Source organism: Enterobacter cloacae complex sp. 2024EL-00227, assembly GCF_043945315.1.
In the GTDB taxonomy this organism is placed as follows: Bacteria; Pseudomonadota; Gammaproteobacteria; order Enterobacterales; family Enterobacteriaceae; genus Enterobacter; species Enterobacter roggenkampii.
In genome coordinates this window covers 68,920-81,341 of the sequence record NZ_JBIMQP010000016.1, presented here as the reverse complement: position 1 = coordinate 81,341, position 12,422 = coordinate 68,920, and the positions used below count along the sequence as shown (strand labels likewise).

The 12,422-nt window shown below is 56.9% G+C and carries 11 protein-coding genes; 3 read left to right on the top strand and 8 right to left on the bottom strand.

Going from position 1 to position 12,422, the window contains the following annotated elements:
- Positions 1-222 precede the first annotated feature (222 nt).
- The 4 genes from hemG to pepQ are packed head-to-tail and all read right to left on the bottom strand — an operon-like array spanning position 223 to position 4,215.
- Positions 223-768 (bottom strand): menaquinone-dependent protoporphyrinogen IX dehydrogenase, encoded by a 546-nt coding sequence (gene hemG, locus ACHH0Z_RS21620; protein WP_008501510.1) that lies wholly within the window; start codon positions 766-768, stop codon positions 223-225.
- A gap of 10 nt (positions 769-778) precedes the next feature.
- Positions 779-2,230: a Trk system potassium transporter TrkH gene (gene trkH / locus ACHH0Z_RS21615; RefSeq protein ID WP_008501511.1), complete on the bottom strand. Its 1,452-nt coding sequence runs from the start codon at positions 2,228-2,230 to the stop codon at positions 779-781.
- Positions 2,231-2,269: 39 nt separating this feature from the next.
- The gene (locus tag ACHH0Z_RS21610) at positions 2,270-2,884 is read right to left on the bottom strand and encodes an IMPACT family protein (protein ID WP_008501512.1); all 615 of its coding nucleotides are present in this window, start codon (positions 2,882-2,884) and stop codon (positions 2,270-2,272) included.
- The gene (gene pepQ / locus ACHH0Z_RS21605; RefSeq protein WP_008501513.1) at positions 2,884-4,215 is read right to left on the bottom strand and encodes a Xaa-Pro dipeptidase; all 1,332 of its coding nucleotides are present in this window, start codon (positions 4,213-4,215) and stop codon (positions 2,884-2,886) included. Before pepQ ends, ACHH0Z_RS21610 begins: the two co-directional genes overlap by 1 nt.
- A 189-nt stretch (positions 4,216-4,404) precedes the next feature.
- Here pepQ and fadB point away from each other — a divergent pair, with 189 nt between their 5' ends.
- A complete protein-coding gene (gene fadB / locus ACHH0Z_RS21600; protein WP_045408945.1) occupies positions 4,405-6,594 on the top strand; it encodes a fatty acid oxidation complex subunit alpha FadB in 2,190 nt (729 codons plus the stop codon).
- Between the two features lie 9 nt (positions 6,595-6,603).
- Complete coding sequence (gene fadA, locus ACHH0Z_RS21595) at positions 6,604-7,767, top strand: acetyl-CoA C-acyltransferase FadA (RefSeq protein WP_008501515.1); 1,164 nt, start codon at positions 6,604-6,606, stop codon at positions 7,765-7,767.
- A gap of 162 nt (positions 7,768-7,929) precedes the next feature.
- Here the strand turns inward: fadA and fre are convergent, their stop codons facing one another.
- Positions 7,930-8,631, bottom strand: a complete 702-nt coding sequence (gene fre / locus ACHH0Z_RS21590; protein WP_021242862.1) for an NAD(P)H-flavin reductase — start codon at positions 8,629-8,631, stop codon at positions 7,930-7,932.
- Between the two features lie 42 nt (positions 8,632-8,673).
- Positions 8,674-10,167 (bottom strand): 4-hydroxy-3-polyprenylbenzoate decarboxylase, encoded by a 1,494-nt coding sequence (ubiD, locus tag ACHH0Z_RS21585; protein ID WP_008501517.1) that lies wholly within the window; start codon positions 10,165-10,167, stop codon positions 8,674-8,676.
- 170 nt (positions 10,168-10,337) lie between these two features.
- Here ubiD and rfaH point away from each other — a divergent pair, with 170 nt between their 5' ends.
- Positions 10,338-10,829 (top strand): transcription/translation regulatory transformer protein RfaH, encoded by a 492-nt coding sequence (gene rfaH / locus ACHH0Z_RS21580; RefSeq protein ID WP_008501518.1) that lies wholly within the window; start codon positions 10,338-10,340, stop codon positions 10,827-10,829.
- Here the strand turns inward: rfaH and tatD are convergent.
- Both tatD and tatC read right to left on the bottom strand, forming a co-directional pair.
- Complete coding sequence (gene tatD / locus ACHH0Z_RS21575; RefSeq protein WP_045408948.1) at positions 10,826-11,608, bottom strand: 3'-5' ssDNA/RNA exonuclease TatD; 783 nt, start codon at positions 11,606-11,608, stop codon at positions 10,826-10,828. The genes rfaH and tatD overlap by 4 nt on opposite strands.
- A 41-nt stretch (positions 11,609-11,649) precedes the next feature.
- On the bottom strand, positions 11,650-12,420 hold the full coding sequence (gene tatC / locus ACHH0Z_RS21570) for a Sec-independent protein translocase subunit TatC (protein ID WP_008501520.1): 771 nt from the start codon (positions 12,418-12,420) through the stop codon (positions 11,650-11,652).
- Positions 12,421-12,422 lie beyond the last annotated feature (2 nt).

Below are 12,422 nucleotides of genomic sequence, written 5' to 3'. Positions count from 1 at the left end.
TTGTTAAAGAGCAGTGCCGCTTCGTTTTCGCTGCGGCGCGGGGTGTGCATATTACGCTTTCCCGCTTCAGAGTCAAGCGTTTATTTTCGCTATTCTCTGCTGACCCGGCGGCGTGTGTGCCGTTGTTTCGTGTCAGTGGAGGCGCATTATAGGGAGTTATTCTGAAGTGACAAGCACAAAATACAAAAAACTTTTCGTTCGCTCACTTTTCAAACTTAACGCTTATTTAAGTCGCGAATCGCCCGTTAAATGTGCGATTTCCCGCGCAAAACTGGCTACCTGCGACCAGTCGGTATAAACCACTTCTTTACGCGTATCGGTTTCTCCCCCCGTCATCTTCATAATTAGACGGATCATAAAGCGGTCATACCAGCGGTAGCGAGGGTAGCGCAGCGCGCCGGCAAAAACGGCGCACAGGTCTGGCTGCCACGGCGAGCTGAGTAAAAACTTGCGCGTGTAGCTGTTGGTCTGTGGCGTGCGCTTCTCCGCTTTACGCGCAACCAGATTGACCGAGTAAAACGCGCCTGGCATTTTGTTGAGTACTGCCGTGTGCTTTTTCACAAAGCGATCCAGCGCCGGATGGAAATGCCCGTAACGAATAGATGCACCAATCACCACGCGGTCGTAATCCTGCCAGGCAATCTGTTCCGCACGGTTCAGGTTCACCACATCCGAGTAAATACCCAACTCTTTTAATTCCGATGCAAGGTATGCGGCAATCTCACGCGTTTGTCCGTCTCGCGTAGAGAAAAGAATCAGTGTTTTCATCAACGGCTCCTTACTCGCGCCAGAATGTAGGGGTGAACAGCACCAGCAGCGTAAAGACCTCAAGACGACCAAACAGCATATTGGCGATGAGGATCCATTTCGCGACCGGGTTCATACTGGCAAAGTTATCCGCCACCACGCCCAGGCCAGGCCCGAGGTTATTCAATGTTGCGACGACGGACGCAAAGGCGGAGAAATCATCCACACCCGTCGCGATAATCGCCAGCATACTGACGATAAAGACCAGTGCATACGCCGAGAAGAATCCCCACACCGCTTCGAGGATACGTTCCGGCAGCGCGCGGTTCCCCAGCTTGATGCTGTAGACCGCATTGGGGTGGACGAGACGCTTCAGCTCACGGTTGCCCTGCTTGAACAGCAGCAGAATACGGATCACCTTCAGACCACCGCCCGTCGACCCCGCACAGCCGCCGATAAACGCGGAACAGAGCAGAAGCACCGGCAGGAACAGCGGCCAACGGGCGATGCTGTCCGTGGTAAACCCGGCGGTCGTCGCCATCGACACCACCTGGAAGAAGGCCTGGTTTAGCGTGGTCAACGCGGAGTTATAGACATCATGGAACCACAGCACCAGCGTACAAATGATCACCAGCGTCAACTGGACCCCAATGAACATGCGGAACTCAGGGTCACGCCAGTACACCTTCAGGCTGCGCCCGCTCAGTAAAGAGAAGTGCAGGCCGTAGTTACAGCCGGAGATCAGCAGGAAAATGGCAATGATAGTGTTAATCGTTGGGCTGTCGAAATAGCCCACGCTGGCATCGTGGGTGGAGAACCCGCCGATGGCAATCGTCGCAAAACTGTGTCCGATAGCATCAAACGCAGGCATCCCGGCAAACCATAGCGCCAGCGCACAGGCTACCGTCAGCAAGACATAAATCAGCCACAGGGTTTTCGCCGTCTCGGCAATACGCGGCCGCATCTTGTTATCTTTCAGCGGTCCTGGCATTTCGGCGCGATAGAGCTGCATCCCCCCGACGCCCAGAATCGGCAGGATGGCCACCGCCAGGACGATGATCCCCATACCGCCAAACCACTGCAGCATCTGGCGATAAAAGAGAATCGCGTGCGGCAGCGAATCCAGCCCCACCAGCGTCGTGGCCCCGGTCGTCGTTAAGCCGGAGAAGGATTCAAAGAAGGCATCCGTGATGCTCAGGTTAGGCTGTTCAGAGAAGATAAAGGGCAGCGAACCGACGCTCCCCAACACCGTCCAGAACAGGACCACAATCAGAAAGCCTTCGCGAGATTTCAGCTCACCTTTCTGACGACGATTCGGCCACCACAGCAGGGAGCCGATCGCCAGCGCGACAAAGAAGGTCTGGGTAAATGCCCGCCCCGCCCCGTCCCGGTAGATAAGTGCCACCAGTCCAGGGATAATCATCGTCCCGGAAAAGAGTATGACCAGCAGTCCAACGATTCGGGTTATGGCACGAAAATGCATCTCTGCCGCTTCCTTTGGTATTCAAAAGTGAGGTGGGGATTATTCTTCAATCGGCAGCAATTGCAACGAACCACGACTAAAATCAGCCAGTTTTGCTGAAAAAGCAGCCAGTTCCGCCTGAGGAAGCGCCACGCGTAATTGCACCATCGCCTGATATTCACTGTGTGCGATGACACCGTTAAACTGCCTCAGCAGCGCTTCAATACCCGAGAGCTGGGCGTAATCGCATAACAAAGTATATTCGGTGAGAGGCGTTTTGCGGGTGGTCTTCAGGATATTCAGTGCCTGCTGAACGCCGCCGCCATACGCTTTTACCAGCCCACCCGTACCTAACAGGATGCCGCCGTAGTAGCGCACCACCACGGCGGTAATTTCACCCACGCCGCTACCCATCAGCTGCGAGAGCATGGGTTTACCGGCCGTGCCCGCCGGTTCACCGTCATCGGAAAACCCCAGCTGCTGCGAATCGTCCGGCGGCCCTGCTACCCACGCCACGCAGTGGTGACGGGCGTCAGGATGCTCAGCCCGGACGGACTCGACAAACGCTTTTGCCGCCTCTACGCCGTCGGTATGCGCCAGCAGGGTAATAAAGCGGCTTTTCTTGATTTCCTCAACAAAGGTGACCGGTTCAGCCGGTATCAGCCAGCTTTCCATCAGGCCAGCTTCAGGTCTCGCGTCATGTTCTCGATACCGTTTTCGTGAATCACCACGTTATCTTCGATACGAATGCCGCCAAACGGCTTCAGCGCGTCAATTTTTGCCCAGTTGAAGTGCTTGCTGAACTGGCCTTCACGCCACGGCGCCAGCAGGGATTCGATAAAGTAGATCCCCGGTTCAATCGTCAACACCATGCGCGGCTCCAGAATACGGGTGCAGCGCAGGTAAGGATATTTAGACGGTGCCGCCAGGTGCGTACCGGTATCATCCTGCATAAAGCCCGCAACGTCGTGCACCTGCAGGCCCAGCGGGTGGCCAATACCGTGCGGCATAAATGGCCCGGTCAGATCGTTCTCGACCATCGCCTCTTCGCTCATGTCTTTCACAATCTGATGCTTACGCAGCAGTTTAGCAATGCGCTGATGGAACTGGATGTGGTAGTCCACATAGCTGGTTCCCGCCTTCATGGTGCCAATCAGCGCCAGCTGTTCATCGTTCACATCTTTGATCAGCTGTGCAAAATCGGTATCCGCATTTGCCGCCCAGGTACGGGTCAGATCGGCCGCGTAGCCGTTGTACTCGGCCCCTGCGTCCAGCAGGAAGCTGCGCATTTCTGAAGGAACCTGGTGATCCAGTTTGGTGTAGTGCAGGACGGACGCGTGCTCGTTGAGCGCGACAATGTTGCTGTACGGCACGTCGGTATCGCGATGACCGGTGGCGGTCAGGTACGCCTGGTTGATATCGAACTCGCTCATGCCGGACTGGAAGGCTTCATGCGCCGCACGGTGACCGTTTACCGCGGTCTTTTGCGCTTCACGCATGCAGTAAAGTTCGTAGTCGGTTTTATACGCGCGGTAATAGTGGAGGTAATCCAGCACCCCTTTCGGGTTGAGCTTGTCTGCCGCAATATCCAGGCTTAATGCACGCTCCGGAACAGGGCCAATATAAGCGATGTTGCCACGCGCGGCAGGCAGCTGGCCGCCAATGCCGTCCGCTTTTGGCAGCGCAATGACCTCAATTTCCTCCGTCCAGAAAGAGGTCGGCAGCGGCTCAACGTTGTGCCAGTAATCGACCGGCAGGTAGAACCACAGTTTCGGCTTGTTCACACCATCCACCAGCAGCCAGCAGTTGGGAACCTGCGTCACCGGCACCCAGGCCTTAAACTGTGGGTTCACCTTAAACGGATAAGCGTGGTCATCCAGAAAGGTATTCATCAGCTCGCCGGAGTGGATCAGCAGCGCATCCAGCTTAAAGCGGGCCAGTACATCGCGGGTACGTTCCTGTAGGGTAACGATATGATTTTTATAAAGCGAAGCCAGTGAGTCCATCATTATTCCTTTCGTTTTTTGACCTCAAGTCATCGCATCTTAGCACACCTCACTCCGCCTGCGTGATTTCCACCGACCGTGATCAATGCAGCAATTTCTTAATGAGTAATTTGCATTTTATTAACATAAATCCCACACTCTGACTCATCTGGTATGACCAGATCCACTTGCTGGATTCAGGAGACTGACATGCTCTACAAAGGCGACACCCTGTACCTCAACTGGCTGGAAGATGGCATTGCCGAACTCGTGTTCGATGCCCCCGGCTCAGTCAATAAGCTCGATACCGCGACGGTGGCCAGTCTTGGCCAGGCGCTGGATGTTCTGGAAAAACAAACTGAATTAAAAGGGCTGCTGCTGCGCTCGAACAAAGCGGCCTTTATCGTCGGTGCCGATATCACCGAATTCCTTTCGCTCTTCCTGGTGCCTGAAGAACAGCTGAGCCAGTGGCTGCACTTTGCCAATAGCGTCTTTAATCGTCTGGAAGATCTGCCTGTCCCGACCATTTCCGCCGTTAACGGCTACGCGCTGGGCGGCGGCTGTGAGTGCGTGCTGGCGACCGACTACCGCCTGGCGACGCCGGATCTGCGCATCGGCCTGCCGGAAACCAAGCTGGGCATTATGCCGGGCTTTGGCGGCTCCGTCCGTATGCCGCGCATGCTGGGCGCCGACAGCGCGCTGGAGATCATTGCCGCGGGTAAAGACGTCAGCGCAGAACAGGCGCAGAAAATTGGCCTGGTCGACGGCGTCGTGAAACCGGAGAAGCTTGTTGAAGGCGCACTCGCCATTCTGCGTCAGGCCATTAACGGCGAGCTCGACTGGAAGGCCAAACGCCAGCCGAAGCTGGAACCGTTAAAACTCAGCAAGATTGAAGCCACCATGAGCTTCACCATCGCCAAAGGCATGGTGATGCAGACGGCGGGTAAACACTACCCGGCGCCGATCGCGGCGGTGAAAACCATTGAAGCGGCTGCCCGTCTCGGGCGCGATGAAGCGCTGAAGCTCGAAAATCAGAGCTTTGTCCCGCTGGCGCACACCAATGAAGCGCGCGCGCTGGTCGGTATCTTCCTGAACGATCAGTTCGTAAAAGGGAAAGCCAAACAGCTGACCAAAAACGTTGAGACGCCAAAACATGCGGCGGTACTCGGCGCGGGCATTATGGGTGGCGGCATCGCCTACCAGTCTGCCTGGAAAGGCGTGCCGGTAGTGATGAAAGACATCAACGAGAAATCCCTGACGCTGGGCATGACCGAAGCGGCCAAGCTGCTGAATAAACAGCTTGAGCGCGGCAAAATTGACGGACTGAAGCTCGCAGGCGTGATCTCCACCATTCAGCCCGTGCTGGAATACAGCGGTTTCGACCGTGTCGACGTGGTGGTCGAAGCCGTTGTCGAGAATCCGAAAGTGAAAAAAGCGGTGCTGGCGGAAACGGAAGACAAGGTTCGCCCGGATACCGTGCTGGCCTCTAACACCTCCACCATTCCAATCAGCGAACTGGCGAGCGTGCTGAAGCGTCCGGAAAACTTCTGCGGTATGCACTTCTTCAACCCGGTACACCGTATGCCGCTGGTCGAAGTGATCCGCGGGGAAAAAACCTCAGACGACACCATCGCCAAAGTGGTGGCATGGGCCAGCAAGATGGGCAAAACGCCGATCGTCGTTAACGACTGCCCGGGCTTCTTCGTCAACCGCGTGCTGTTCCCTTACTTCGCCGGTTTTAGCCAGCTGCTGCGCGACGGCGCGGACTTCCGCAAAATCGACAAAGTGATGGAAAAACAGTTCGGCTGGCCGATGGGCCCGGCGTATCTGCTGGACGTTGTGGGCATTGATACCGCCCACCACGCCCAGGCGGTGATGGCGGCAGGTTTCCCGCAGCGCATGCAGAAAGACTATCGCGACGCGATTGACGCGCTGTTCGACGCTAACCGCTTCGGTCAGAAAAACGGCCTGGGCTTCTGGCGCTATAAAGAAGACAGCAAAGGCAAACCGAAGAAAGAAGAAGATCCGGCGGTGGATGGCCTGCTGGCCGACGTCAGTCAGCCAAAACGCGACTTCACCGACGATGAAATCATCGCCCGGATGATGATCCCGATGATTAACGAAGTGGTGCGTTGCCTCGAAGAAGGCATTATCGCCAGCCCGGCAGAAGCCGACATGGCGCTGGTGTATGGCCTCGGCTTCCCTCCGTTCCACGGCGGCGCGTTCCGCTGGCTGGACACGCTCGGCAGCGCACGCTATCTCGATATGGCCCAGCAGTATCAGCACCTCGGCCCGCTGTATGAGGTGCCGGAAGGGCTGCGTAACAAAGCGCGCCATAACGAACCCTACTATCCCGCAGTTGAGCCAGCCCGTCCGGTTGGCGAGCTGAAAACGGCTTAAGGAGTCACAATGGAAAAGGTTGTCATTGTTGATGCGATTCGCACCCCGATGGGCCGTTCAAAAGGCGGCGCGTTCCGTAACGTGCGTGCGGAAGACCTCTCCGCGCACCTGATGCGTAGCCTGCTGGCGCGTAACCCGGCGCTGGATCCGGCTGCGCTGGACGATATCTACTGGGGCTGCGTGCAGCAGACCCTGGAGCAGGGCTTCAACATCGCCCGCAACGCGTCGCTGCTGGCGGAGATCCCGCATTCGGTTCCGGCCGTCACCGTCAACCGCCTGTGCGGTTCGTCAATGCAGGCGCTGCACGACGCGGCCCGCATGATCATGACCGGCGATGCGCAGGCTTGCCTGGTGGGCGGCGTCGAGCACATGGGTCACGTCCCGATGAGTCACGGGGTCGATTTCCACCCGGGGATGAGCCGCAACGTGGCGAAAGCTGCGGGGATGATGGGCCTGACCGCCGAGATGCTCTCCCGCCTGCACGGCATCAGCCGCGAAATGCAGGATGCCTTTGCCGCGCGCTCTCACGCTCGCGCGTGGGCCGCCACGCAGTCCGGTGCCTTTAAGAACGAGATCATCCCGACCGGCGGCCACGATGCAGACGGCGTTCTGAAGCAGTTCAGCTACGATGAAGTCATTCGCCCGGAAACCACCGTCGAAGCGCTTTCCACCCTGCGTCCGGCGTTTGACCCCGTCACCGGTACGGTCACGGCAGGTACTTCGTCGGCGCTGTCCGACGGCGCCGCCGCGATGCTGGTGATGAGCGAAAGTCGCGCCCGCGAGCTGGGGTTAACGCCTCGTGCTCGGGTACGTTCGATGGCGGTCGTGGGCTGCGATCCGTCGATCATGGGCTACGGCCCGGTTCCGGCTTCAAAGCTGGCGCTGAAAAAAGCGGGCTTAACCGCCAGCGACATCGATCTGTTTGAGATGAACGAAGCGTTCGCCGCGCAGATCCTGCCGTGCATTAAAGATCTGGGGCTGATGGAGCAGATCGACGAGAAGATTAACCTCAATGGCGGCGCGATCGCCCTCGGACACCCGCTGGGCTGTTCCGGGGCGCGTATCAGCACGACGCTGATCAACCTGATGGAACGCAAAGATGCCCAGTTTGGTCTGGCAACGATGTGTATCGGTCTGGGTCAGGGTATCGCGACGGTGTTTGAGAGAGTGTAAGGCTATAACGTAGGCCCGATAAGCATCGCGCCATCGGGCTTTTGCCGGGAGGCGCTGCGCTTTCCCGGCCTACGAGAGGTACCTCGCCGCCAGTCGTGTCACTGGCGAAGAGAAACAGTTTAGTTGCCGTTCTTCCCGCCTGTCAGGGGCGGGTTTTTTTATTTAAATGAAGGCAAACGCATCGCCAAACAGGCGGTCTTCACGCGCATCACGTTCGTTACAGAACAGATCGCGGGCGATTTTCGCCATCTCGAAACGCCCTGCAATATAGATGTCATGTCCTGCCAGCGTACCGTGATCCTGCAGCACTGCCGTCAGTACCGTACCGCTACGCCCGCGCCAGCCCTCTTCCGGCTGCTCAACCACCGGCTCAATGCGCAGGTTAGGATGGGTGACGCTCAGCGCTTCGAGTTCGGACAGGTCATACAGGTGCTTCTCTTCGCGGCCGCCCCAGTAGATGGTGATATCACGTTCCGGGTTACGCGCCAGTGCGGTCAACAGAATAGAGCGCACGTAGGAGAAGCCTGTACCACCAGCGATCAGGATCAGTGGACGGTCTTCGTCATCACGTAACCATGCCTCGCCGTGCGGAATATCCACCACTATCTCGCGCTCTTTCAGAATGCGGTCCATGACGGCCATCGCATACAGGTTAAGCTCTGACGCACCAATATGAAGCTCAATAAATTCCTGCTCCGCTGGCGTTGAGGCCATAGAGAAAGGACGCTTATCACGCTCATCCATCACGACCATCAGATACTGACCCGCGCGGAAAGAGAATGGCGCTTCTGGCACTAAACGGACGCGATATACGGTGTCGGTGATGGCATCTACCGAGGTCACTTTACAGCTTAAGGTTGTCATTCGCTCTCTCTGTCGGGAAGTCTATAGGGCTTAACGGTCAGTTCAGGGTTTACCGTTATTCATTATGGCCAGTTCGTCCCAGATCGCATCAATGCGCGCGGTCACAGCAGGATCTTTTTTGATCGGGCGACCCCATTCACGATCGGTTTCGCCAGGCCATTTATTTGTGGCATCCAGTCCCATTTTTGAGCCAAGGCCGGAAACCGGCGAGGCAAAATCCAGGTAATCTATCGGCGTGTTTTCGACTAACACCGTATCGCGCGCCGGGTCCATTCGCGTAGTAATGGCCCAGATTACGTCATTCCAGTCGCGGGCGTTAACGTCATCATCGCAAACAATAACAAATTTGGTATACATAAACTGGCGCAGGAAAGACCACACGCCCATCATCACGCGTTTCGCGTGACCAGGATACTGCTTCTTCATCGTGACCACTGCCAGGCGATACGAGCATCCTTCAGGCGGCAGATAAAAATCAACAATTTCCGGGAACTGCTTTTGCAGGATCGGCACAAACACTTCATTCAGCGCCACGCCCAGTACTGCCGGTTCATCCGGTGGACGCCCGGTATACGTGGAGTGATAAATCGCATCTTCACGCTGCGTAATGTGCGTCACGGTAAACACCGGGAAGTTATCCACTTCGTTGTAATAGCCGGTGTGGTCGCCGTAAGGGCCTTCTGGCGCCAGTTCACCCTGCTCAATGTAACCTTCCAGCACAATTTCTGCACTGGCCGGAACTTCGAGATCGTTAGAGATACACTTCACGACTTCCGTTTTCGTTCCGCGCAGCAGGCCTGCAAAGGCATATTCCGAGAGCGTATCCGGTACGGGCGTGACGGCCCCGAGAATGGTGGCCGGATCGGCGCCGAGCGCGACAGACACCGGGAAACGTTCACCCGGACGCGCAGCACACCACTCCTGGAAATCGAGCGCGCCGCCGCGATGCGACAGCCAGCGCATGATGAGCTTATTCTTGCCAATCAACTGCTGGCGGTAAATACCAAGATTCTGGCGCTCTTTGTGCGGACCGCGCGTGACGGTCAGTCCCCAGGTGATCAGCGGCGCGGCATCTTCCGGCCAGCACTGCATGATAGGGATTTTAGTCAAATCAACCGCATCGCCTTCCAGCACCTTCTGCTGGCAGGGCGCGCCGCGCAGGCGTTTGGTGGGCATGTTTAGCACCTGCTTAAACTGCGGCAGCTTGTCGAACAGATCGCGGAAGCCTTTCGGCGGCTCCGGCTCTTTCAGGAAGGCCAGCAGCTTACCGACTTCACGCAGGGCCGTGACGTCTTCCTGCCCCATCCCCAGTGCGACGCGACGCGGTGTACCAAACAGGTTGCACAGCACCGGCATGGCGTACCCTTTCGGATTTTCAAACAGTAATGCGGGGCCACCGGCACGCAGGGTGCGGTCAGCAATTTCTGTCATCTCCAGATAAGGATCGACAGGAAGTGTTATACGTTTGAGTTCACCCTGCTTTTCCAGCAGCGTCAGGAAGTCGCGGAGATCGTGGTATTTCATGCAGTTAATCATGGCCTCTCTGTAAGCGCTTCATTATACGGCGTAAGACTGCTTGATGCTGTAATTTTGTTAAATTAGCGTGAAGTTATGCGTTCTGTCCCATTTTCGCCCATTATAATCAACTTAGCGATCCCGCCAGGGTTTTGATATGCTTGCGCCCCGAACTAAGGGAAAGAGTGATTATGCAGGCCTGGTATTTACTGTATTGCAAACGCGGGCAACTTCAGCGCGCGCAGGAACATCTTGAACGTCAGTCAGTCAATTGCCTGACGCCCGTGATCACGCTTGAAAAAATGCAGCGCGGGAAGCGCACAACCGTTAGCGAGCCGTTGTTCCCGAACTACCTGTTCGTGGAGTTCGATCCGGAGGTGATCCACACCACCACCATCAGCGCCACGCGCGGCGTCAGCCATTTTGTTCGCTTCGGCGCTCACCCCGCGACGGTTCCCTCATCGGTCATCCACCAGCTGTCGATTTATCAGCAGCCCGAAGACCTTACCGACCCGGAAACGCCCTACACGGGCGATAGCGTCGTGATTACCGAAGGGGCTTTCGAAGGCCTGCAGGCGATTTTTGCCGAGCCGGACGGGGAAGCGCGCTCTATGCTGTTGCTTAATCTGCTGAACAAGCAGGTGCTGCAGAGCGTTAAAAACACCGACTTCCGCAAACTTTAAACGTTTATCCCAAACAGATTACGCACGTTGTCATCCGTCTGTGCGGAAAGCCAGTGCGGATCCTCTCCGCGCCACGTCGCGACGCGCTCAACTATGTGCCCCAGATAAGCGGGCTCATTACGTCGCGATGCCGGTTTGGGTTGCATATCGCGCGGGAGCAGATAGGGCGCATCCGTTTCAAGGAGCAACCGGTCAGCCGGGATCGCGGGTAGCAGCTCCCGAAGCTCAAGCCCGCGGCGCTCGTCGCAAACCCAGCCGGTAATGCCCAGATAAAGCCCGCGTTCCAGGCACTCCAGCGCCTCCTGCCGTGAGCCGGTGAAGCAGTGCAGCACCGCGCCGGGCAGTTTCTCGACCCACGGATCCAGAAGCGCCAGGAAACGCTCATGCGCGTCGCGGCAGTGCATAAATACGGGCATTTCAAGCTCTGCCGCAACCGCAAGCTGAGCAGTGAACGCCTTTTCCTGCTCTTCAGGCGTGGAAAAGTTACGGTTGAAATCGAGGCCGCATTCGCCAATCGCTACCACTTCTGGTGTCTTCGCCAGCCTGCGTAGGGTTTCCCCGCTTTCCGGGGTCCACTGGCTGCTGTCGTGAGGATGCACGCCAGCTGTAGACCAACAGCGTTCATAGCGTTGCGCCAGTTGCTGCGCCTGCTCGCTCTCATGCAGGTTGGTGCCCGTCAGCAGCAGTCCTTTCACCCCAGCGGCAAACGCGCGCGCAACCACCTCATCGCGATCTTTCGCAAACTGCGAGCTGGTCAGGTTGAGTCCGATATCAAACATGCGAATCCCCATATAACAACCGCCCTGACGGGCGGCTGGTTTTACTCTTCAGTGGTCTTGTCGGAGGTATCGTCTTCGTCATCCGACCGACGCCCTTTACCCACGTAGAAACGTGAGAAGAAGACGCCGACCTCAAACAGGCAGTACATCGGTATGGCCAGCAGCGTCTGGGAGAATACATCCGGCGGGGTCAACAGCATGCCGACAACGAAGGCGCCGACCAGGATATACGGACGCTTCTTACGCAGGTCATCCGGCGTGGTGACCCCTACCCAGCAGAGCAGCACAATGGCCACCGGCACTTCGAATGCCACCCCAAACGCCATAAACAGCGCCATCACAAAGCTAAGATAGCTGGCGATATCCGTCGACACCTGGACGCCTTCCGGCGCGGTATGCGTCAGGAAGCCGAAGGCCAGCGGGAAGACAACGAAATAGGCAAACGCCATGCCGATATAGAACAGCAGCGAACTGGATACCAGCAGCGGAATGACCAGCTTGCGTTCGTGCTTATACAGTGCCGGCGCCACAAAGGCCCACACTTGGTACAGAATGACGGGCGCAGAGGCAATCAACGACACCCAAAAGGTCAACTTGATGGGGGTAAAGAACGGAGAAGCAACGTCTGTTGCAATCATCGTTGCGCCCAGCGGCATCTGCTTGATCAGCGGCGCAGAAACCACCTGGTAGATATCGTTGGCGAAATAGACCAGGCATAGAAAAATAACGAGAACCGCAATAATGCAGTTTAACAGACGCTTACGCAGCTCTATGAGGTGCGTAATCAGCGGTTGAGTATCATCTACAGCCATGT